This window comes from Nostoc sp. DedSLP04, from assembly GCF_034530775.1.
GTDB lineage: Bacteria > Cyanobacteriota > Cyanobacteriia > Cyanobacteriales > Nostocaceae > Nostoc.
Genome location: NZ_JAVRCL010000058.1, coordinates 25,610 through 49,363, shown reverse-complemented (window position 1 = coordinate 49,363; position 23,754 = coordinate 25,610). Strand labels below are relative to the sequence as shown.

The window sequence follows — 23,754 nt, the reverse complement described above, 5'->3', positions numbered from 1 at the left end:
TTTGATTTTCATGCCGTAGTCTCGTTTAAGAATTGTAGCTTGCCTATTTTGACTTACTGCCAAAAGTATTTAATAGGGAAGCAATGCCAACAATTTACGAGGGGAAAGGAACATGGCAAAGTATAAATGTACTGTTTGTGGCTATATATATGACCCAGCAGAGGGCGATCCAGATAGCGACATAGCACCGGGAACAGCCTTTGAAGATATCCCAGAAGATTGGTCATGTCCAACTTGCGGTGCAACAAAAGACGACTTTGAACCTGATGAAGAGTGAAAATAACAGCTAGCCTAGAAAGTAGGTGCTGTAAAAGAGACTTTTTTGAAATTGTTACCGTTACAAATTGTAGTTATTGGGGGTGGGGCAGCAGGATTTTTTGGCGCGATCGCTTGTGCCAAAGCTAATCCTGATGCCCAAGTTACTTTACTCGAAGCCAGTCGTCAACCCCTAGCGAAAGTGCTAATTTCTGGTGGCGGACGCTGCAACGTCACTCATGCTTGCTTTGAACCGGAGGAATTGGTGCAAAATTACCCCAGAGGTGCAAAAGCTTTGCGGGGCGCTTTGACTCGGTTTGGGCCTCAAGATACAGTAGCTTGGTTTGCTGCTGGTGGAGTCTATCTCAAAACGGAAGCTGATGGCCGGATGTTTCCTGTCACCAATACTTCAGAAACCATTGTGGAATGTCTAATTAAATCGATGGCGAAATCTGGGGTAAAACTTCGTATCAGTACACACGTAACTTCGGTGAAACAAACCGCAGCAGATGGGGGTTTTGATATCCTTCTCAAATCGGGAGAGACAATTAAATGCGATCGCCTACTTCTAGCAACTGGTAGCAGCCTTGCAGGTTATAAAATTGTTCGAGAGTTAGGTCATCAAATTGAACCGCCAGTACCCTCGTTATTTACCTTCAACATTGTCGATCAAAAATTGCGGGAATTGGCTGGAGTTAGCGTTAACCCCGCTCAATTGCGTTTATCTGCGGGCGGGAAATCCCAATTACAACAAACTGGCCCATTGCTAATTACCCACTGGGGTTTGAGTGGCCCGGCTGTTTTGAAGCTTTCTGCTTGGGGTGCGAGAGTTCTGCACGAAAGCCGCTATCAAGCCACATTATTGATTAATTGGTTGCCTAATTTGCACCATGAACAAGTGCGAGAAAAAGTTTTAGCAGTTAAGGATGAATGGGGAAAAAAAGCGATCGCATTGCATCGTGGCGTTGATCTTCCTCATCGTCTCTGGCAATATATTATTGCTCGTGTAGGCATTACTACAGAAGACCGTTGGGCAGAAATATCTAGTAAAACCTTAAATCAACTGGTGCAAGAACTTACTCAAGGACAGTATTTAATCAATGGCAAAGGAGCCTTCAAAGAAGAATTTGTTACCTGTGGCGGCGTCAAGCTTAAAGAAGTCAACTTCAAGACGATGGAAAGTAGGTTAGTTCCTGGTCTTTATTTTGCTGGAGAAATCTTAGATATTGATGGCGTTACCGGTGGGTTTAACTTCCAAAGTGCTTGGACAACAGGGTATTTAGCAGGCGTAGCAATGGCGAATAGCCAAATAGCTTAAAAGAGTTCGTAGTAAGCACTAAAGTGCTAAAAAAATCAGGACTAAAGTCCTTACTACGAACTTAGAAAAATTAATGTAGCAGAATACTATAATCGTTATCGTTAAAGTTTATTTATTCTCAAAAAGATAACTTTTAAATCTTATCTCAGTCCTCTCCTTATTAAATACTGAACTTGTTCTACAAATTTCTCTATCCAATCCATCACAGATTTACTGGACTCTGTGATTGTGCCACTGTCATTTAGAAAATAAACAGAACAGTCATCTTGTCCATTGGCAATAATAAACCACGGATCTCCATGTAAAGCACAGATACAGAAAGCATTTTCAGGTAAAGGTGTACATTCTTCTCCCTCAGCAATAGACTCAAGGATAATCTCTTGCTGCCATTCATTCATTTTAATAAGTTGGTCGTAATAAAACTCAATTTCCGATTCTCTAACAAGCTTTCCGGCACTATGCCCAAGTAAGCCTAAGATTTCCCTGTAAGTCCTTGGTAAAACTCCATATTTACTTTCAATGTATGCAATTTCCTCTGAGGTACATCCTTGTAGGTCTTGCTCATTTTTTACTATTTCACTAGCAAACAAGCGCTCTCTTAATTCTTGTATATTATTAATCATTTTAAAATTTGAATTGTTTAGAGGATAAATAATCTCTATCTTAATTATTAATTATCTGACTAGTACAAAATAGCAAAAATATACTCTTAAAGCTTGTTAGTAAGAGTGTCTCCGTGTTAACCTCAACCCATTTACCAGTTCTTTAGGAACAGCGATCGCTACTTAATTATATTTACTTATCAAAATTCTTATTAATCCTCCAGCATTTCCCACCTTGCCACTCTATATTCACACCAGCCACTCTAGAGAAGACAAATTTTTCTGGGTGTATTACTTTTTTTATAAAAGATATATGGATACTGATAAAAATCCTACGTCTGAAATTACGTTGCAAGAAAGCCAGTATATGCTGCATGGCTTTCCAGTGCTTGGTATTCCTGATGAGGAGCGTGCTGTTAAATACTTCAGCCTCAATCCATTTCTACCAAATGTTCAGAATCGTTGTCCGGTTGAATGTGCCTATTGTGTCTGTCATCAAGACCGTGATTGGCATCATTATCCACAAAACTTTCAGGATGTCTCAGCTCCGGTTGACCTGCTCGATCTTTTGCTAGACTACATTTTTGCTACCCCAGAGGGACAAAAGGGCTTTCCAATTTCACTGTGCGATTACTCTGACCCTTTTATTCCAGCCCATCGAGAACGCGTACTATCAATTCTGGATGCACTGATTGACCGCAAAGCCGCCAATATAGTCTACATAACTACCAAAGTCCATCCTGGTCAATCTTTTCTAGAACGCCTCAAAAAAACTCTAGAGCGACCTCATTCACTTCGAGTCACTGTCTTTGTTAGTCTACCACCCTTGAAACCAGGCTATGAGCAAGCCTCAATTCAGAGTCGGGTACAGTTGCTGCAAGATTTAGTAAACCTTGGCATTCCCTGTTGTTGGTATCTGCGTCCACTAGTTGAAGAGTGGTTTGATGAAGCCTTAATGTGGCAATTAGCACGTACATTATTACCTCATGTTTCCCGTCACGTTATTCTATCTGGGCTTGTGATGTCTGAAGAGATTGAAGCGAGTCTGTTAAAACAGGAATTAATCGTTCCAGAATGGGATCGCACACAACCAGGACGTAAGCAATACTTATCATTAGAGTTCGAGTCAAAACTGCGCTCAATTCTCAGTACTGTTGCTAGCGAGCAAAATATTTCTCTCGGCCCGGTGATGGGACATCGGTTATGCGGTAGTAACGGCAATCATGCTTATGGCTGCTTGATTTGCGCTAAACAAAATCGGTATTGCCAGCTTTTTCAACTTCATCACTATGGTGAAACGATCGCTACCGAAGATAATCAACGCCTCAAGACGCTATTGAGACAAGATTCAGTGAAAGTAAGCCCACCAGAGCCATCAACAGAAGAATGTCACTAAAGTTATCCAACTTGAAGCGAAACTAGAAACAGTCTGATTGCCTCACCGCTACGCGTCTACAAAATTATTGTATTGGAGCATAAAGAGGGAAAATTATCTTGCGATTGTAGATCAATTTTGAACACACCCAACAATGAAATTCAGCGAAATCCTCCGTCAATTTGGTGACGCGGTTACCAATCATAGCCTGACTAGCAACCCAGACCAAGACCCAGAAATTACAGGGGTAGCAGCCATTGATGAAGCTACCAACGGTACTCTCAGTTACGTAGAAGGTGCAAAATTTGGGTCTTTTGTTGGCAATACCAATGCTAGTGCTTTAATTTTGCCCCAGGACGAAAAATTACAGACGCTTGCACAACAAAGGGGTATTGTCTGGCTAGCAACCTCAGATCCGCGACTATTGTTTGCCAAAGCGATCGCACTTTTTTATCAACCATATCGCCCTACCCCAGAAATTCATCCCAGCGCTGTAATTCACTCCACCGCAAAAGTTGGTAACGATGTTTATATTGGCCCCCATGCTGTGATTCAACAAGGGGTAGAAATTGGCAATGGCGCAATTATTCATCCCAATGTAGTGATTTATCCAGATGCCAAAATAGGCGATCGCACTACCTTACACGCTAACTGTACCATCCACGAACGCACCCACATCGGTGCAGATTGCGTCATTCACAGTGGTGCTGTCATTGGTGCAGAAGGCTTTGGTTTTGTTCCTACCCGGACTGGTTGGTTCAAAATGGAACAATCAGGCTATACAGTCTTAGAAGATGGCGTGGAAGTTGGTTGCAACACTGGTATTGACCGCCCAGCAGTCGGAGAAACACGGGTAGGTCGCAATACAGTAATTGATAGCTTAGTGCAAATAGGTCACGGTTGCAAAATCGGTTCTGGCTGTGCGATCGCAGGTCAGGTTGGCATGGCAGGAGGGGTTCAACTGGGAAATCGCGTTATTTTAGCTGGACAAACAGGAATAGTCAATCAAGTGAAGATGGGAGATGGGTCGATGACATCTGCTCAAACTGGAATTCATAACGATGTTGCCCCAGGAGAAATTGTCTGCGGAACTCCAGCCCTTCCTTACAAACTATATCTCAAGGTATCTGCTGTTTATGGTCGCCTGCCAGATATGTATCAATCGCTAAAACAATTGCAACGTAAATTCAAAAATAGCAATGATTAAGCTGAAACTTATCTAAATTGCATAACTAAATTCAAAATAATTCTTGTGGGGCGTGAATCTTGCACGTCCCATTCTGTATTCTTCTTCAAGAGGATTTTATTTTTATTCCTATTGACAGATGACAAAAAAAGTTGGTTGTAAGTTTATACCAACTTTAGAAATTTGTCGAAAAAAATAAAGATTTAGTTAATGATGTTTTTTTATTTGCTTACAAAAAAATAAGACACTAGAATTTTTATTAAGACAAAGTACGAACTTGTACGGAATATTTCCAAAAGAGGTAATAAATTATTCATGATAACTGTACGTATATTTCAGCTAACCAAAAACAAAAATTTTTGGAACGCATTCTAGTTAAAGTTTAGCCTCAATTATTGAAGATAATCTCAATTTTCAAGCTTATCCTAACCTAAATCAGGATTTGCAAACTTGTGAAATATGGTTACAAAAGGTTTGCACATTTTACTATGTAAACTGCCTGAGTAATTGTTCATTATTCACATTAAATCAGTCAATCAAGTATTTGTTAATCAGCATTTGCAAACATACTCTAAAACATAGTTGCAAAGAGTATGCATTTTTTGCTATGCAAGCTGCGTGAATAATTATCTAGATATTCACGCCCAATTAGACAATCAAGCATCAACAACAACCCACTTATCTGCTAAAATAATGACTGCAACTCTTTCTTTGGATGCTAAGATATCCAACCAATTACAGCAAGTTTTATTAAAAATCACAACTGCGCAAGATTTGTCTCTACATCCCTTTGTTCAACGCTTTGCCAAAGGAGAATTTTCACAAGATGCAATCCGACAGTTTGCAATGAAAATGCTACCTGGCTCAAACAGATTCAATATGGCTTTTCTGAAAGTCGCGTCTAAAATGGATAGTTACCATGCTAGAACGATTATGCTAGAAAATGCATTTACTGAGCATGGAGAACTCAACTCAGACCTTGCTCATGTAGCATTATTTATGCGTTTTATGAAAGGTATTGATTGTCCTCAAATTGATATCAATGCCGAAGATGGAGCGTTTCTCATTCCGGCATTACGCTTTAAGAAATTTGAATTTTGTGATGATGAACCTATAGTACGCTCTTTAGGAAGATTTGCAGCAATTGAGCAAGTCTTACCTGGAATTTTTATCAAATACATCGAAGGGCTTCGTAAGATATTTAAAGGTATTGATGACCATACCATCGAATATTTTCATCTCCACTGCCACTTAGATCCAGAACATACAGACGAATTGATTCAAGTGGCTCAAATTTATACCAAGTCTGAGAAAGATGTAGAACTCTTCCGTGAAGGAGTTGAAGATATGGTTAAATCAATTGGCGATATGTTTTCTTGGATGGATGAAAACATCGAAAAAGAAGCGTTGACTTTACGAAGCTAATACCAGAGCGATTCTCAAAATTAAAGTTTAATTAAAGTTATCCAAAATTACCAGTCTTATATATTGTAAGTTGGTTAATTTTGGAAATTTTTTTATCAAAACAGCAATATTGGCGTCAGTTGTCAGAATACAACAAGGTTATTCTATACGACTAACGCCTTGGCGCAGCTATTCTTGCTTTGCTCCTGAATTATTCGGCAATTTTTGAATAACTCTGTGTTCTCTGCGCCTCTGTGGTTAAATAAAAGACTTTTGAACCGCACAGACGCAAAGGACGCAGAGAAAAAAAGAGATTTTACCAGTCAGATTAAAAGGCCTAGTCCTAAAACTAAAATCCTAATTTTTCCAACACTGGCTTTGTGGAAACAATGTGACGGTCTAAACCCAGTTCTTTTGGACTAACGCCAAGTGCCAAAGCAATCAATTGGGGTAAATGCAACACTGGTAAACCTAGCTTTTGTTCAATCACCTTTTCTACCTCTGGCTGACGGGAATCTAAATTTAAGTGGCACAGAGGACAAGGTGTAACTATACAGTCAGCACCAGACGCTAAAGCGTCCTGAATATGCATCCCCGCCATCTTAAAAGATTGGGTAGTGGCATAACTAGCAAGGGGCCAACCACAACATTGTGTCCGCCCTCGGTAATAAATTGGTGTTGCACCCACTGCCCGAAACATATTTTCCATCGCTTCCGGTTGGAAAGGGTCGTCATCAGGCATAGATTTTTGGGCGCGGAGGAGATAACAGCCATAAAAAGCCGCACATTTTAATCCAGTTAACTTTCGGGTGACGCGTTTGGTAATTTCCTCTAAACCGTAATCTGTCACCAAGGCATAAAGAAGATGTTTAACGTCAGTACTGCCGCGATAAGGCGAACAGCCTTCTTTATGTAGCAAGCCATTAACCTGTTCAATGTAGACAGGGTTAGAAGTCTTACATTCTTTCAGGTGTTCATTGACGTGACCGATAACACCTTGACAAGTACTGCAATGGGTAAGCAAGGGCAGATTTAATTCTTCTGCTAGGGCAATATTTCTGGCGTTGACTGTATCTTCTAGCAGTTGCGAATCTTCTTTAAATGTGCCGGAACCGCAGCAAGCAGCTTTTTTAAGTTCAACTAGTTCAATGCCCAGTGCTTGGGTGAGCGCTTGAGTTGATTGGTAAAGTTCCCGACAGGCCCCTTGAGCAACACAACCAGGGAAGTAAGCGTATTTCAGTGTCTGAGGTAGCATAGAAGTATGTTTGGGTTAGAGCGATCGCTCTAAACAATAACTGTTTTATCATTCCTTGTTAGCATCATTCTGATGTTTGACGTTTAGCTACCTTTTAAGCGTCTAGGTTAAAAGGTCGCAGCATCTACATATTCTTAATTGCTAGCAAGGCTGTAAATACCGATGAGACATTGTCAAAAATTTTAGCAATAATTGGAAAACCAAAGCATTTACACGGGATCGGCGATGGCGTAACGCGCTCTACAGTTCAAGTGTTAAGAGAAAACTTATCCGATTTATTTTAGGAATGGGAAAGGTTTTCTAGCAGAAAAACCCTTGGAAGTATGCGGGCGATCGCGCTTGACGATAAGATGTATATGCTCAAAACAATGTCTCCTCTAAAGAGCAGATCGTAGCAAGTGGTTAAGGACTTTTATTTATGAGCCAAACGGAAATTTTTGAAAAGGTCAAGAAAATCGTCACCGAACAACTGAGTGTTGACGACGATGCCAAAGTTACACCACAAGCCAAGTTCATGGAAGACCTGGGAGCAGATTCCCTCGATACCGTTGAGTTGGTGATGGCTTTGGAAGAAGAATTTGATATCGAAATTCCCGACGAAGCTGCCGAGCAGATTACATCGGTTCAAGAGGCAGTAGATTACATCAATAACAAAGTAACCGCCTCAGCTTAACTGGGGATTGGAATTGGGGATTGGGATTGGGGAGATTTTTCTCTAATATCTAGCCACTCTTCGCGTGACGCTGCTAATGTCACTAATGCTGACGTTAACGACACTCACTTGAAGTCAGCAAATCCGATGCCAGTCGCTCGTAAAGGAAACCTTTAAGACCGCGCTGGCTCACCAGTACCTAGTCGCTAACCTCAAATTTTTTGCCTGCTGCTTTTTCGCCATTTTTAACTGAATCATGACAGATCATACACGTAAACGCGTTGTTGTAACTGGTGTTGGCGCGATTACACCTATAGGTAACACAGCAACAGAATATTGGGATGGATTATTGAGTGGACGTAATGGCATTGACTACATCACATTATTTGATGCGTCTAGCCATGATTGCCGAATTGCTGGTGAGGTGAAAAACTTCGATCCGCATGATTACTTGGAACGCAAAGAGGCCAAGCGTATGGATCGGTTTTCCCAATTTGGGGTTGCGGCAGCAAAACAGGCTCTAGCTAACTCGGAGTTAGCGATTAATGACCTGAATGCAGAACAGGTAGGTGTGATGATCGGTTCTGGCGTTGGTGGGATTAAGGTATTAGAAGACCAGCAAACTATCTACCTCAACCGTGGGCCCGATCGCTGTAGTCCATTCATGATCCCAATGATGATCGCCAATATGGCCGCAGGATTAACGGCAATTCACACGGGTGCTAAAGGGCCAAACTCTTGTCCTGTAACTGCCTGTGCTGCTGGTTCTAATGCCATTGGAGATGCTTTTCGCTTAATTCAAGGGGGATATGCCCAAGCGATGATTTGTGGGGGAACGGAGTCAGCTGTCACACCATTGTCGATAGCTGGGTTCGCCGCCTGCAAGGCACTGTCTTTTAACAATGATGACCCGACTCATGCTAGCCGTCCTTTTGACCGCGATCGCAACGGATTTGTTTTGGGTGAAGGTGCGGGAATTTTAATTCTCGAAGAACTGCAACACGCCCTAAGTCGCGGCGCTCATATTTATGCCGAAATGATCGGCTATGGTATGACCTGTGATGCCTACCATATCACCTCCCCCGTACCTGGTGGGCTTGGAGCCGCTAGAGCGATCGAACTAGCGCTCAAAGATGCTGGCATAACTCCCGAACAAATTAGCTATATTAATGCCCACGGCACTAGTACCCCAGCTAATGATTCAACTGAAACCTCAGCAATCAAAAAAGCTTTGGGAGAACATGCTTATAAGGTGGCAATTAGCTCCACCAAATCGATGACAGGTCATTTATTGGGCGGTTCTGGAGGTATTGAAGCAGTTGCAACAGTACTAGCGACCGCTAATGACCAAATTCCACCGACAATCAATCTGGAAAATCCCGATCCAGAGTGTGACTTAGATTACGTGCCTCACTCTAGCCGCGCTCAAAAAGTCGAGATAGCAATATCCAATTCTTTTGGGTTTGGCGGTCATAATGTCACACTGGCCTTTAAGAAATACGTTTAAAAGAGGCAGGAGGCAGGAGGCAGGAGGCAGAAGGCAGGAGTCAGGAGTAAGAATTCAGTAGTTTAATCCAACTTTGCTCGTTTGCCCAATGCCCCATGCCCAATGCCCAAAGTATCAGAAATATCATTCCGATATAATTTAAGCGTTCAGCATGACCCAATTATCAGCTTGATTTATCACCAGAAACTCAGGAGATCCCGCTTGTCCATCGACAAGCGGGAGTGGGATGATGAGGATACTGTGGGGAATCTAAAATAACCCCAGCAAGAGAAGCTACGAAGAGTGCTAACCCGTCGTTAAAAACAAGAGATTATGACTGTTGCAACCCAATCCGCCAAAGAATTGTCCGTCGAAGAACTGGCTATTAACTCGATCCGCTTCTTGGCTGTTGATGCCGTAGAAAAAGCAAAATCGGGACACCCAGGACTACCAATGGGTGCGGCTCCGATGGCTTTTGTCCTTTGGGATCGCTTTATGAAGTTTAATCCCAAGAATCCCAAATGGTTTAACCGCGATCGCTTTGTCTTATCTGCCGGTCATGGCTCGATGTTGCAGTACGCCCTACTGTACCTGACAGGCTACGATAGCGTCACCATCGAAGATATCAAACAATTCCGTCAATGGGAATCCAAAACCCCTGGACACCCCGAAAACTTCATGACCCCAGGCGTAGAAGTCACCACTGGCCCTTTAGGTCAAGGAATTGCCAATGGAGTTGGTTTAGCGATCGCCGAAGCTCACCTTGCCGCTAAATTTAACAAACCCGATACCAAGATTGTTGACCATTACACCTACGTAATTGTGGGTGACGGTTGTAACATGGAAGGAATTTCGGGTGAAGCTGCTTCTTACGCAGGACACTTGGGATTAGGCAAACTCATCGCTCTGTACGACGACAACCACATTTCCATCGACGGTTCCACAGATGTGGCATTCACCGAAGATGTTTCCAAGCGCTTTGAAGCTTACGGTTGGCACGTCCAACACGTTGAGGACGGCAACACCGATTTAGAAGCGATCGCTAAAGCAATTGAAGCAGCCAAAGCTGTCACCGATAAGCCTTCTTTCATCAAAGTAACAACCATTATTGGTTACGGTTCCCCCAATAAAGCAAACACCGCTGGCGTTCACGGTGCTGCCCTTGGTGGAGACGAAATAGAATTGACTCGGAAGAATTTGGGTTGGGAATACGAACCTTTCGTAATCCCAGAAGAAGCCCTCAACCACACACGCAAAGCAGTTGAGCGCGGCGCAGGCTACGAAGACGAATGGAACAAAACATTTGCCGACTACAAAGCTAAGTATGCCGAAGAAGCAGCTGAATTTGAACGTTACCTAAGCAGCAAACTACCCGACGGCTGGGATAAAGTACTACCCACCTACACCCCCGAAGACAAAGGACTGCCCACCCGTAAACACTCAGAAACTTGCCTCAACAAACTGGCGGCAGTTTTACCTGAATTGATTGGTGGTTCGGCTGACTTAACCCACTCCAACTTGACTGAAATCAAAGGCAAGGGCGACTTCCAAAAAGGGCACTACGAAAATCCCAACATCCACTTTGGGGTACGGGAACATGGTATGGGCGCAATCTGTAATGGTATAGCGTTGCACAGTTCGGGATTAATTCCCTACGGTGCTACCTTCTTAATCTTCACAGACTATATGCGTGCTGCCATCCGCTTATCCGCACTTTCTCAAGCTGGCGTGATTTGGGTGATGACCCACGATTCCATAGGACAAGGTGAAGATGGGCCAACACACCAACCGATTGAAACTCTGGCTTCCTTACGAGCTATTCCTAATTTAACCGTGTTTCGTCCCGCAGACGGTAACGAAACCTCTGGTGCTTATAAAATAGCGATCGAGAAAGCGAAGCAAAACGCTCCGTCTCTTTTGGCGTTTACCCGTCAAAACGTTCCTAACTTGGCTGGTACATCGGTTGAGGGCGTGGCAAAGGGTGGATACACCGTGGTGGATAGCGAAGGTACACCCGATCTCATCCTGATTGGAACTGGTTCAGAACTGAGCCTCGCCGTCGGCGCAGCCGAAAAACTCAAGGCTGAAGGCAAGAAAGTCCGTGTTGTCTCGCTACCTTCATGGGAACTGTTTGAAGCACAGGATGCGGCTTATAAAGAGTCCGTTCTGCCGAAAGCTGTCACCAAGCGTTTGTCTGTAGAAGCTGCCGCTAGTTTCGGTTGGCATAAGTACATAGGTACTGAAGGCGATACTGTTAGTATCGATCGCTTTGGTGCTTCGGCTCCAGGCGGTGTTTGTCTAGAGAAGTTTGGCTTTAGCGTTGATAATGTGTTAGCTAAGGCTAAACAATTGTTGGGTTAATAGCAACAGAATATTCTCAAAATTTTGTGAGGTGGGCTGAAAGGCCCGCCTTTTTTATGTAAAGAAAGATTAGCTATAATTGGAGTAATAAGTTACTAATTGGGAGGAAGTTATGCAGGAAGTTTCTGAGGAAAGAGACGTACTTCTAGCCCGGATAACAAAAATTGTAGAACATTTGATGCAAAAGGATAGTAGCTATCAGTATTATCTAGATAAAGATAAAGCAATTAAAATTATATTTAAATACTATTCTAAGAAAGTATCTATGGAGGAACTAAAAGCTATATCTGATTTCAGATTAACAGGGTTTGTTGAGGGAGATATGATGACTTTGTTATTGATTGAAGGGGAAGATTATATAGACCTTGAAAGCAATGTCTTATGTTTAGATATAGTAAATTTCTAAGCAGAAGAATGATTTTTTGTTATATAACTTAATATAATGATTAGAAACAAGCTGATCGCGTTATGATTTATAACGCACTATACTTTCATAGTACAATAGTACTAAGCTAGTCCAAAATTACTATTTATACTGAGAGGCACTATGAAAGCAGAGCTTCTCAAGAGATTTTTTAGAGCGATCGCTAGTTCAGATCAAGACGCGATTGATAAGCTTACATACCTAGTGATTGAGGAAGAACGCAGTAAGGGACATACTCTCTTAGCTGACCAGTTAGAGAATATCACTAAAAAAAGCCAGAAAGAGAAGCCTACTAACATTAGCAAACCTGCTTCTTCAGTACCAGAAAACTTACAGACATTAACTGAATTATCAACCAGTAAGCGATTTAATCTTCCTTTAGTAACTATCATACCAAGGGATCATTTGCGGCATCACATGGTGTTGCCAATAAATATTGAAAAACGTTTCTGTCGAATTGAACGCGAGTATGCGGCTAGAGATAGGCTTGCTCATCATGGATTGCGTTACAGACAAAAAATTCTTTTATATGGGCCTCCTGGGTGTGGAAAGACACTAGGAGCAGAACGTTTAGCTTGGAATACAGGATTACCACTCTTGAAAGTTCGGTTTGATGCAATGGTGTCGTCTTTTTTAGGCGAAACTGCCAGCAATTTAAGACTTGTATTTGAGGATGCCTCAAAAAGTCCATGTTTATTGTTTCTTGATGAATGTGACTCAATTGCTAAGACACGAGAAGACTCTCAAGAAGTAGGAGAAATTAAGCGAGTAGTCAATACATTTCTTCAAATTTTGGATGAGTATCAACCCTCTTTTGGGCTTTTAGTAGCAGCAACAAATTTGAATAAATCTCTGGATACTGCCCTTTGGAGAAGATTTGATGATTTGATCGCAGTACCCAAACCCGGAGAACAGGAGCTAGAATTTATACTAAAGGAAACACTATCTGCAATTGAAGTCGGATCTATCAACTGGACAAGGATCATTGAGCAGATGAGAGATTTTTCTGCGGCTCAAGCTGTGAGGGTTGCACAAGATGCAGCTAAAAGAGCAATTCTTGAGCGAGAGGAGCTAGTGATTCAGGAACACTTAGAAGAAGCGATCGCAGAAATCAAAGTTTCCTAGTATTAATTTTTGGTGTTCGGAGAAATAAATGGTTGAAGGTTCTCAGAGTTTTCCGCATATCCCGCTTAGGCTGACAACAGAAGGACGTGCTGCATCGCTACCAGGTGGATTAATAAGAAATCCAATAACAGTTGCTAATTTGGGTAATCGCCAAGAACATGGCAATCAACTAAAGGTTTCTATTGAAACCTTAATATTTGATTGGCAAGATACTCAAGAAAAACGTGAAGAAAAGAACAAATCTCAAGTTCTCTATCCTATCTCGCTTATTTTAAAGATAGATCCTTCTTGTTTCGATGCAGATAGACTTAGAACATTTGGCATTGAAGTAATTGCTGAATTGGAGGATGGATATATTCTTGCTATTTCCCTTGATATAGAACTAAGTGAGTTCCAAAAAAAGATAGAAAAATTTATTAATAAAGAACGTGGTGGTAATAAAGTTGCAGAAATTTGGGAAATTATAGATGGAAGTAGAAGACTCGAATATATTTTTGCCCAAGATTTAATAGAAAATTGGAATCAAGTTAAAGATGACCAAATATATACTGTTGATGTAGGAATATCTTGTCTAGGAAGTAATCCTTTATTTCCTAATTATCCAACAAGCAATCATCTTGAAAGTGATGCTCAATTTTTTCAAAGAATCGATAGCTGGATGAAAAAACGTCAATTAATATATCAACAATGGGATGAAATTAAGTCAGTAAGAGAAAATGAATTTAAAGCCTTGATTCAAGAAAATAAAGGAATGTTCTTAAAGAATACTGACGAAGATATTCCTAAGTTAGCCCAACTTCCAGATAGTTTTTCTTGCCGTATTCAAATATCTGGACAAGGTTTAAAAGATTTAATTTTTAATTTTCCATATATTTTCGAGATTAGCTTACACAACGAAAATATTCATGATAATCCAGAGAAATCTTCAATAAATAATAATCAAATCATTTCTCAGCTAAAGGAATCTCATACTGCTGAAGTTGATGCTGAACAAGAAATTAGTGAATTTCAAAAAAAATTAGTAAAACTTGTCACGGAAAATTTTGGAAATGAACAAATTTCTAATATATGGAAAATTTTCGATGGAACTAAAAGACCAGAATATATTCTTTCCGAAGAATTAATGGAACATTGGAATCAAGTTAAAGATGACCAAATATATACTGTTGATGTAGGATTATCCTGTATAGGAAATAAAGATCAATTTACTGACTATCCAGTACAAAAAACTCATGAAAGTAACTACCAGTTTATTCAAAGAGTTAATAACTGGATTAACCAACGTAATTTATCCTATGAAGAATGGGATAATGTAAAATATGAAATTGAGGAGCAATTTCTAGATTTTGTTCAACATCAAACATATAATGGAGTAATCATAAAAAATATTGATGGACATATTTCTAAATATGCTCATATACCAGACTGTTTCTTATGTAGAATTCAAATTATCGGTAAAGGAATAAAAGATTTAGTTTTCAGTTTTCCATATATTTTTGATGTCAGTGAACCAAATGAATTTTTAGAACTTCTTCAAAAAGAAAAATTATATGATTCTTTCTTCCCCTTATTTCAATTAGAACCTCCAGAATTGAATGCTCCCAAAGTATGTATTATAGATAGTGGTATTCAAGAAAGACATCCATTACTAAAAGCAGCGATTGACTCAGTAAACTCTATATCTTGGGTTCCTAGAGAGATAAATAAAACTGCTGATTATGTTAATGGTGGACACGGAACGAGTGTAGCCGGCGCTGTTCTTTATCCAAGAACTATACCTCGTACAGAAGGTAAAAACTGTATTTTCTGGATTCAAAATGCAAGAGTTTTAGATGAAAAATGTAAATTACCTAAGCAACTATTTCCACCTAATCTTTTAGATGAGATTGTAGGAATTTACCAAACACAAGCCGGAACAAGATTATTTAATCATTCTATCAATGCTTCTGTTCCTTGTAGAACTCGATATATGAGTGCTTGGGCGTCAGCTATTGATAATCTAACATGGCAAAATGATATTCTCTTTATTGTCTCAGCAGGAAACTTACCTCTAGATGGTAAAATTGGCTTTACAAGATTATCTGTCAAAGAATATCTTGCTGCAAATAGAATATATCCAGATTATTTATTAGATAGTTCTTGCAGAATTGCTGATCCAGCACAAAGTTTTCAAGCTTTAACGGTTGGTTCTATTGCTTCAATTTCTTATAACTCACCCCCCTATTCTTCTATTTCACAAAGTGATAAACCATCAGCATTTTCATGCTCTGGATTGGGAATTTGGAAAACAATTAAACCAGAAGTAGTTGAGTATGGTGGAGATTTAGTAACAGATGAAGGTACACCACCAAACATAACTTTTCCTAAAGATGTTTGTCCCGAATTAGTACGGTCAACTTTGAACGGTGGTCTAGCAATTGGGGCTGATAAAGTTGGTACTTCTTTTGCAGCACCAAAAGTAAGCCATGTTGCAGCACGTCTTGCTGCTGAACTACCTCATGAGAGTTGCCTTCTTTACCGTGCATTAATAGTGCAATCAGCAAGGTGGCCTGAATGGACAGTGGCAGATGATGTTAATAAATTCCACGTTCTTCGTCAAATTGGCTATGGTCTTCCCGATGTTGATCGTGCTTTGGGTAATTCTCCCAATCGAATCACTTTGATGACAACAGGAGAGCGGCGTATTGTAGCTAAACAAGCTCATATTTACCAAGTAAAACTGCCAGAAAAATTACGTTCTCAAGGAGAGGCATTTAAGATTCTTTTAGAGGTTACTTTATCATACAAAGCCCAACCACGTCGAACCCGTAGAAATCGTCGAAAATATCTTTCAACTTGGCTTGATTGGGAATGTAGTAAAAAAGGAGAAGATCCAGAACTTTTTAAGGCTAGAGTTTTGAAAGAGTTTGATGCTCCAGAAGATGCGGAGAAGGGAGAAGGTCTTTTTAAATGGATGCTCGGCAAACAAAATCATCATGGAATAATTAAAGGTGTATCTAGAAGTGCAGGAACCCTTCAAAAAGATTGGGCTGTTGTAAATTCATTTGAACTCACAGAAGCATTTTCCATTGCAGTTGTTGGACATGAAGGTTGGAATAACGATCCAGAAGCTAGCGTTCCATACTCTCTAGTTGTGAGCTTTGAAGCCATACAAGTTGATATTCCAATTTATACGTCAATTGTCGAGGCTCAAGTTGAAACAGAGATTCAACCCCCGATAGAAATTCAATCTATTGTAGTTAGCTGAGGCGATCGCACCCCCGCTATTAAACATCTCCATAAATTAAATATGGATTATCCAGAACCCTTGTAGAGACGTAGCAGTGCTAAGTCTCTTTTGCATGAGATATTTATTAAGATTTGTATTTATCCTGTTAAAAGTGAAGGTTCCTACAGGGGTAATATTATTTACTAACTTGTTTTAGTTAAACTTAAATTCTCTGTGATATATTTATGTAATCAATGATACTTTAATGTGAGAAATATTGTAGTAAATATTAAAACTTAGTATTATGTCTAGTCAAGAACAAAATTCCAACAAAGCATTGAAGCAAACGCAGGCTAGCCCAACAAAGAAAAAGAAAGTACAACCTCCGCCAGACCTCAAAAAACCAAAGAAAACTGAATAAAAAGCATTAGAGTTACTTGCAGAGACTTAATTTAATTTAAGTCTCTGCAATTTTCATCAAAAATAAATCAGCTTACTTATTTTTCGCTTGAGTCTTTGCCTGTTCTAAAGCTATTTCTTTGATTGCCTGATATGAATTAACATTTGAAGTACCTTCAATAGCTTTAACTGCCAAATCCTGAACTTGTTTGAGAGCGGATTCCAGTTGTTTAGAAAGATTTTGAATTCGCGTCTCTTGATTAGTAATAGTTTGTTCTAGAGATTGCAGTCTTTGTTCATAGAAACGCTTTTGCCCTTCTACTTCCTTAGAATATAAATCTGATTTGACTTTAGCTTGGTAGTGGGCGATGCCTTTACCTTCTTCTGTAGCTTTTTTGATGGCTACTTCTTTATCTTTCGGAAAAGCCTCTACCTTGGCTTTTAACTCTTCAAATTGTTTCTCTCTCTCAGAAATTGCTTTCTCCCGTTCAGCCCATTGCTTTTCTGTTTCTTGTAGTAATTCTTCTAATTGCTTATATAGCGCTTTTTGCTGTTGCTCGTATTCGTCATTTTGCAGTTGTCGTTGGAGTTCTAAATTATATTTATACTCTGCTGCATCGCGTTGCCGAGTTTTATTTAAGTTTTCATTCCGTTCTTTTATCGCCCGTTGCTGTTCTTCTTGTTCTTTTCCCCAAGTATTTCTTTGCTCTAGTATTTCTTGGAATAACACTTCAGAACGTTCGCTATATTCTTCCTGATAAGCTTTAGTATTATCTTCATAAGCTTGGATAAGAGTATCCAAGATATCATCAGAAATTTCTAAATTATGCAGTTGTGTTAATTGTTGGATTTCTTCTTCTAAAGTTCGCCTAATTTCTTCCAAGTTTGAGGCTTTTGTGGTTAACTGTTCTGATAATTCATTAGCAGCACTGCCAAACCCTAATTGAATTTTTGCCAAGCTTTCAATTGTATTGTTCATCTTTTGTTGGACACTAGAAAGCTGATTCATAGCTGTTTTTTGTTCTAATTTAGGCTGTTCTTTAGTTTCAGACTTGCTTTCTTTGCCAACTTTATCAAGTTCTGATTTCAGTACTGCTTTTTCTTTTGCTAACTCTTCATACGCCTGAAGAATTTCTACTTTAGTATTCTTATCAGTCGGTTTTTTCACCACCACAACAAACCTCCTCTTCAGGAATTCAAAATGATTAAGATGCTATGAACTCACAACTATTTAGGGTTAGAACTACCAAAAGCCCTCATAGCTAAGTCTTGTGCTTGTTTTAATGCAGTTTGCAATTGAGCAGAAATACCTTCTATTTGCTCAGATTGTTTCTTAATTGTTTCTTCCAGAGATTGAATTTTTTGTTCATAACTCTGCTTATTAGATTCCCATTCTCTTTCAAATAAATCAGCATCAATTTTAGCTTTTTGGCTTGTTTCTTTAATTGCTTCTTCTCTAGCCTTCTTAACTGCTTCTTCCAGTTCGCTAGGAAACGTAGTTACCTTTTGTTGATAATCTGCAAAGAGTGGTTGGCGTTCAGCGAAGATTTTTTCTCGTTCTGCCCAATCTTTCTCTTTCTTCTGAGAGTTTTCTTGTATTTCCCTTTGTTGTTGGCGCTTTATCCCTTCGTAGCTGTCTGTATTGAGTTTACGAGTAGTTTCTAATTTATACTGAAATTCTTCTTGTTCTTTCTGGCGATCTTTGGCTAATAAATCATTGTATGCTTTGAGTTTTTCTTCATACTCTGCTTGTTCTTTTTGCCATTCTTTTCGCCTGATTGTAATTTCTTTCTCTAGTGCTTCCCTTTTGCTAATAGTATCTTGTTCGAGAATTTTTAATTTTTCTTGATGTTCTTGACTTAAAACATCTAGAGTATCCGCTACAACTCTAATTTGTTGCAGTTCTTGTAGACGTTGGGTTTCAATTTCTATAGCTCGGTTCAATTCATCTAACTTGGAGTTTTCCTGAGCTAGTTTTTCAGATAATCCGTTGAGAATACTGCCAAACTCCAATTGTAAATCAGCTAAACCTTTGACAATACTATCAACTGTATATGCAGAAGCTGCTTGCAGAATTTCTTGACTTTTTGCCTTCTCTGCTTCCTCTTGTTTGGTTGCTATTTTAGATTCAAGTTTTTTTCTGTGGATAATAATTTGTTGAAATGCTTGCATTAGTTGTTGTTTGCTGTCTTTGACTCCAACTGTAGTCATCTTCCAACTCCCTTCAATAGGCAAATGATTTATTGGGTAGCAAGCCATACCAATGACTACCCTATGCAGACATCAGAGTAGCTTTTTAATCAACATTTTTAACGCCGTGGAAATACTGAAATGATCCACATCTGACACTTAGTGGGTAGGAATTTTCCACATATATGTCTTTCTGTTTTTTAGGTATAGTTTTCCCTTTGGGGTTTAACAGTACATTTGTACTAAAATAAATATACCTAAACTAATCTCCTCTGTCAAGATAATCCTTCATCCAATAATGTCTTTCCATCTTGTGAAGACACAATCGAAAATTCAAAGTCTTTAATTAAAAACTATTTAGAAGCTTGCTGGCACAGTGATTTATGATTTAGAAGACTGCTGTGGTGTATGTTACTTTATGTAAATAAAATCTAAAAGAATTGACCCTAGTAGAAGCGCAGTTGCAGTAAGGCGAGATAATAGACTTGATCATCCTAATTGATACAAGCACAGTCCTAGACTTTTGTGATATCAATGTATACCAGTGAATCGACCAAGTACTCTGCCAGAACGGACATTGGACAAACCAGCCGTATTCTAGTAGTAGAAGATGAAGAATTAATCCAGGAAATGCTAGCTGTAGCTCTGGAAGAAGAAGGTTATGGGGTGATAACTGCTCCCGATGGGCGGTCTGCTATAGAGTATCTGAAAAGTTTTGAAACCAATTCAGGGGAACTTCCCTTCGATCTGGTCATTCTTGATTTGATGCTACCGCAAATCAATGGGCTAGATATTTGCCGTTTGCTGCGTCATCAAGGCAACCCAGTACCTATTTTAATGCTCAGTGCTAAGGGTAGTGAAACTGACCGTGTTTTGGGGTTAGAGGTGGGTGCAGATGACTACCTGACCAAACCCTTTAGTATGCGCGAGTTAGTTGCTCGTTGTCGCGCTTTACTCCGCCGCCAACGCCTAAGCAATTTACCACCAATACCAGTATTAAAATTTAAGGATGTCTCCTTAAATCCCCAAGAATGTCGCGTGCTAGTTCGCGGTCAAGAAGTGAGTCTTTCTCCTAAAGAGTTCCGTTTGCTGGAACTGTTTATGAGTTATGCCCGCCGGGTATGGTCACGAGAACAATTGCTCGATCAGGTTTGGGGGCCGGATTTTGTTGGCGATAGTAAAACCGTAGACGTTCACATTCGGTGGTTGCGCGAAAAATTAGAGCAAGACCCCAGCCATCCCGAATATATTGTGACTGTAAGAGGTTTTGGCTATAGGTTTGGATAATTAGCTGGGATAGTTGTTAGTTTTTAGTAGTCACCAAGAAACTAACAACTCAAATGCTTTTATTGGGATTTTTTCTGGGTTTAGCGGTAGGCATTGGGTTTTGGGTTTGGCAACAGGTTCAACTTAACCGCTACCTGAGGCGCTTACTCCGACCGTTAACCTCGCATTCTGACAAGATGGGACTGCTGCTGATTCCTGGGTTGCGGCAAGAAATAGCGATGGTGAAACAGCAGCGGCAAGATTTGCAGCAGTCGTTGCAAACTTATCAAGACCTGCTAAATTTGGCTCCAGTGGGATACTTGCAGGTGGATGAGGAAAATCAACTGCTGTGGTGCAATCGACAGGCGCAGGAAATTTTGTATCTGCAAAGGTGGCAACCAGAACAGGTGCGCTTGTTATTGGAGTTGGTCAGGTCTTATGAACTCGACCATTTAATTGAGCAAACTCGCGATCGCCAAAAACCCCAGACGGGAGAATGGGTATTTCATCCATCTTGTGATGATGCAGCAGAGATGGCAACAATTAAATCTCTGGCTTTGCGGGCCTCTAGCTTGCCTTTACCCAATGGACAAGTGGGAGTCTTTTTAGAAAATCGTCAACCTCTATTAGATATAAATCAAGCACGCGATCGCTCTTTTTCCGATCTAGCACACGAACTCAGAACGCCCTTGACTTCGATTCGCTTAGTTGTAGAAACTTTACAAAACCGTTTAGAACCACCTTTAAATCGCTGGGTTAACCGCCTGATGCAAGAAGTTGACCGGCTAATTAACTTAGTGCAAAGCTGGTTAGACCTTACCCAAATGGAAGCAAACCCAAATATGCAATTGCAAGCCAAAGCTGTAGAATTGCGATCGCTGATTACATCTGTTTGGGAAACGCTAGAACCTTTGGCACAACGCCAACATTTGTCTTTTTCTTATTCTGGCCCCGAAAATCTGTGGATTAAGGCAGATAAACCCCGGATTTACCAGGTTTTTCTGAATTTGCTAGACAATAGCATTAAGTACAGTCCTCCTTGCACAAGTATTCATGTTGAAGCGAAAATATTATCCACAAAGGATAACGATCCTGCTTCCTCAATCTTGGAAATAAATCTTATTGATTCTGGAGTCGGCTTTTCTGAAGCAGATTTACCCCACGTTTTTGAGCGATTTTATCGAGGAGATAAAGCGCGAACTCATTCCCCCCAAGATAGTAATTCTATAGGAGCGATCGTTGGCAATGGATTAGGATTAGCGATCGTTGAGCAAATTCTAATTGCCCACGGTGGTTCAATCAAAGCGATGAACCATCCAGAAACTGGTGGTGCGTGGATGCAACTCCAATTTCCTGAAGTTATGGCAAACTCCCTAAGCCAAGACTATAGTTAGTAATATCTTCACCTTTGAGACAACAAGTGTGAAAGCCGTCGATAATACTCCCAATCCTCAAAGACCACAACTCGCACGCGCCATTAGGCGCTTAGAACGGGATGTATTACGCATGGGTGCCTTGGTAGAACAATCATTTCGCCTCAGCCACCAAGCGTTATTTGCTCGTAACTTAACAGCAGCTGAGGAGCTCCCCCGATTAGATAAAAAGATCGATCGCTTTTATCGTCAAATCGAATCAGACTGTACGGCAATTATGACGCTACAAGCGCCTACAGCTCCCGATTTGCGCTGCTTGAGTGCCTTTATGCAGCTGGTGCGAGATTTAGAGCGCATTGGCGATTATGCTGAGGATTTAGCTGAAATTGCGATTAAAATTTTTCCTTACGCGCCTCATAGGTCGATGCCCGACATTGAAGCTATGTCTCTTCACGCGCAGGCGATGCTAGCAACTAGCTTAAAGGCTTTAGGAGATTTCGATGAAGCGAGTGGACGCCGTTTAAAGCATCTGGATGATACTGTAGATGATGCCTACGATCGCGTTTATCAGACTTTAGCCCAACAACGAGATGTGTCTGGTGTAGTCGAGCCAATTATACTGCTGGCACTGGCAATTCGTTGTCTGGAACGTATGGCAGATCACGCTACGAATATCGGTCAAAGGGTAGCATATATTGTCACCGGTCAACGCTCCTAATTGATATGCTGCAAAGATCCCCGACTTCTACCCTCCAGATGTCTGTAAGAAGTTGGGGATCTAAATCCAGCGATTTAGTAAGTGTCATTCTACCCCAATATCTTCATAATTTTTGCGCCTACATACTTACTTAGTCTTCAGAAAAGACCAAATAATAAAAAATAAGTTAACTAAATATTTTACTAAAAGCTTACCTATTCTTAAACTTACACAATTAAAGTAGCAGATAAACAACTTAAAATTTTGGCTATATCTTACTGATAAATCCCTTAAGTAAAAGTTGTTACTATCAGAAAATTTTGAGTTAGTTCCTAGCTCTGAATTGAGAAGAATAGACTTTCAGTTAAGACAGGTAAATTTTGAGACAAATTGTTAGAGTTTCTTAATCATTGTAAATAGCGAGATTCCCTAATAATTATGTAGTTACGGTTAATGATGTATTCCCCAAGTCCTACTTCAAACTCTTCTATTGTGTTAAATGGTTCTGCTTTGGGCGAACAATTACCCCAACAGATATTTATCCGTCGGGAAGTAATTCCACCTTACAATGACATAATTTGGCGAATTGAATATGGTGCAGTTCGTACTTTAACGTGGAGTGAAGATGGAACATTCATTACTCTTGGTTATTGGGGACTAGGGGATCTGATTGGCTATCCTTTGTCTAAGGTGAAGCCCTACCAGATTGAATGTCTTACGGGCGTGGAAGTAAGCATTGTGCCACCTCATTTGTGGCATCAGGATATTAATGCTTTGTTGTCTCATATTCAACAAACAGAGGATCTACTAAGCATTGTGCATCAAAAACCAATTTCGCTACGCTTATGGCAGTTTTTAGTATGGTTAAGTGAAAAATTTGGCCGTGACATAGATAAGGGCAAGCTAATTGATTTAAATATTACCCATCAGGATATTGCTGAAGTTTTAAATACTACGCGAGTAACTGTTACCCGACTCTTACAGCAGTTAGAAGAAGAAGGAACAGTTTTACGTCACAAACGCCGCATTATCTTGCGATTACCAAATAAATTAATGAAAAACTATAGTTCAGCAGCATGTTAAATGAATTGCTTGTAATAATCACAGGGTAAAGGTATAATCGTTGCTGTGATTGTGTGTGAAATCCACGAAAGAAAAGTGTTTAAAGCATTTTATCA

The 23,754-nt window shown here is 40.1% G+C and carries 20 protein-coding genes; 16 read left to right on the top strand and 4 right to left on the bottom strand.

The window, feature by feature from the left end; all coding sequences use genetic code 11:
• The first annotated feature begins 112 nt into the window (after nt 1-112).
• The gene (gene rd, locus RMX89_RS26715) at nt 113-277 is read left to right on the top strand and encodes a rubredoxin (protein WP_292774831.1); all 165 of its coding nucleotides are present in this window, start codon (nt 113-115) and stop codon (nt 275-277) included.
• Between the two features lie 51 nt (nt 278-328).
• Nucleotides 329-1,573 (top strand): NAD(P)/FAD-dependent oxidoreductase, encoded by a 1,245-nt coding sequence (locus RMX89_RS26710; protein WP_322691052.1) that lies wholly within the window; start codon nt 329-331, stop codon nt 1,571-1,573.
• A 140-nt stretch (nt 1,574-1,713) separates the two neighbouring features.
• Here the strand turns inward: RMX89_RS26710 and RMX89_RS26705 are convergent, their stop codons facing one another.
• On the bottom strand, nt 1,714-2,196 hold the full coding sequence (locus tag RMX89_RS26705) for an SMI1/KNR4 family protein (protein WP_322691048.1): 483 nt from the start codon (nt 2,194-2,196) through the stop codon (nt 1,714-1,716).
• A gap of 292 nt (nt 2,197-2,488) precedes the next feature.
• On the opposite strand from RMX89_RS26705, the gene RMX89_RS26700 reads away from it, so the two are divergent.
• The 3 genes from RMX89_RS26700 (at nt 2,489) to RMX89_RS26690 (ending at nt 6,161) form a co-directional block, all read left to right on the top strand.
• Complete coding sequence (locus tag RMX89_RS26700) at nt 2,489-3,571, top strand: hypothetical protein (protein ID WP_322691047.1); 1,083 nt, start codon at nt 2,489-2,491, stop codon at nt 3,569-3,571.
• Nucleotides 3,572-3,704: 133 nt separating this feature from the next.
• Nucleotides 3,705-4,757: a UDP-3-O-(3-hydroxymyristoyl)glucosamine N-acyltransferase gene (gene lpxD / locus RMX89_RS26695; protein ID WP_322691046.1), complete on the top strand. Its 1,053-nt coding sequence runs from the start codon at nt 3,705-3,707 to the stop codon at nt 4,755-4,757.
• A gap of 597 nt (nt 4,758-5,354) precedes the next feature.
• Entirely contained in the window at nt 5,355-6,161 is an 807-nt protein-coding gene (locus RMX89_RS26690) for an iron-containing redox enzyme family protein (protein ID WP_322691045.1), read from the top strand.
• Between the two features lie 328 nt (nt 6,162-6,489).
• Here RMX89_RS26690 and RMX89_RS26685 read toward each other — a convergent pair whose 3' ends face one another.
• Nucleotides 6,490-7,395 carry a CoB--CoM heterodisulfide reductase iron-sulfur subunit B family protein gene (locus tag RMX89_RS26685; RefSeq protein WP_322691044.1) on the bottom strand — a complete coding sequence of 302 codons (906 nt, stop codon included), beginning with the start codon at nt 7,393-7,395 and terminating at the stop codon, nt 6,490-6,492.
• Nucleotides 7,396-7,813: 418 nt separating this feature from the next.
• Between RMX89_RS26685 and acpP the strand changes: the two genes are divergently transcribed.
• From acpP to RMX89_RS26650, 7 genes are all read left to right on the top strand, one after another.
• Nucleotides 7,814-8,068: an acyl carrier protein gene (acpP, locus tag RMX89_RS26680; RefSeq protein ID WP_322672285.1), complete on the top strand. Its 255-nt coding sequence runs from the start codon at nt 7,814-7,816 to the stop codon at nt 8,066-8,068.
• A gap of 235 nt (nt 8,069-8,303) precedes the next feature.
• The gene (gene fabF, locus RMX89_RS26675) at nt 8,304-9,554 is read left to right on the top strand and encodes a beta-ketoacyl-ACP synthase II (RefSeq protein ID WP_322672284.1); all 1,251 of its coding nucleotides are present in this window, start codon (nt 8,304-8,306) and stop codon (nt 9,552-9,554) included.
• 102 nt (nt 9,555-9,656) lie between these two features.
• Nucleotides 9,657-9,812, top strand: coding sequence for a hypothetical protein (locus tag RMX89_RS26670; RefSeq protein ID WP_157816647.1), 156 nt, complete (start codon nt 9,657-9,659; stop codon nt 9,810-9,812).
• Nucleotides 9,813-9,866: 54 nt separating this feature from the next.
• The gene (tkt, locus tag RMX89_RS26665) at nt 9,867-11,894 is read left to right on the top strand and encodes a transketolase (protein WP_322691043.1); all 2,028 of its coding nucleotides are present in this window, start codon (nt 9,867-9,869) and stop codon (nt 11,892-11,894) included.
• Nucleotides 11,895-12,006: 112 nt separating this feature from the next.
• Complete coding sequence (locus tag RMX89_RS26660; protein WP_322691042.1) at nt 12,007-12,300, top strand: hypothetical protein; 294 nt, start codon at nt 12,007-12,009, stop codon at nt 12,298-12,300.
• 141 nt (nt 12,301-12,441) lie between these two features.
• The gene (locus RMX89_RS26655) at nt 12,442-13,443 is read left to right on the top strand and encodes an ATP-binding protein (protein WP_322691041.1); all 1,002 of its coding nucleotides are present in this window, start codon (nt 12,442-12,444) and stop codon (nt 13,441-13,443) included.
• Nucleotides 13,444-13,471: 28 nt separating this feature from the next.
• Nucleotides 13,472-16,690 (top strand): S8 family peptidase, encoded by a 3,219-nt coding sequence (locus RMX89_RS26650; RefSeq protein ID WP_322691040.1) that lies wholly within the window; start codon nt 13,472-13,474, stop codon nt 16,688-16,690.
• Between the two features lie 454 nt (nt 16,691-17,144).
• On the opposite strand, the gene RMX89_RS26645 is transcribed toward RMX89_RS26650, so the two are convergent.
• Nucleotides 17,145-18,224, bottom strand: coding sequence for a hypothetical protein (locus RMX89_RS26645; protein ID WP_322691039.1), 1,080 nt, complete (start codon nt 18,222-18,224; stop codon nt 17,145-17,147).
• A 53-nt stretch (nt 18,225-18,277) separates the two neighbouring features.
• Nucleotides 18,278-19,261 (bottom strand): hypothetical protein, encoded by a 984-nt coding sequence (locus RMX89_RS26640; RefSeq protein ID WP_322691038.1) that lies wholly within the window; start codon nt 19,259-19,261, stop codon nt 18,278-18,280.
• 513 nt (nt 19,262-19,774) lie between these two features.
• On the opposite strand from RMX89_RS26640, the gene RMX89_RS26635 reads away from it, so the two are divergent.
• The 4 genes from RMX89_RS26635 (at nt 19,775) to RMX89_RS26620 (ending at nt 23,659) form a co-directional block, all read left to right on the top strand.
• Nucleotides 19,775-20,527: a winged helix-turn-helix domain-containing protein gene (locus tag RMX89_RS26635; RefSeq protein WP_094349166.1), complete on the top strand. Its 753-nt coding sequence runs from the start codon at nt 19,775-19,777 to the stop codon at nt 20,525-20,527.
• Nucleotides 20,528-20,580: 53 nt separating this feature from the next.
• Entirely contained in the window at nt 20,581-21,900 is a 1,320-nt protein-coding gene (locus tag RMX89_RS26630) for a sensor histidine kinase (RefSeq protein ID WP_322672279.1), read from the top strand.
• 28 nt (nt 21,901-21,928) lie between these two features.
• Entirely contained in the window at nt 21,929-22,597 is a 669-nt protein-coding gene (phoU, locus tag RMX89_RS26625; RefSeq protein WP_322691037.1) for a phosphate signaling complex protein PhoU, read from the top strand.
• A gap of 432 nt (nt 22,598-23,029) precedes the next feature.
• Nucleotides 23,030-23,659 carry a Crp/Fnr family transcriptional regulator gene (locus RMX89_RS26620; protein WP_322691036.1) on the top strand — a complete coding sequence of 210 codons (630 nt, stop codon included), beginning with the start codon at nt 23,030-23,032 and terminating at the stop codon, nt 23,657-23,659.
• Nucleotides 23,660-23,754: the final 95 nt, after the last annotated feature.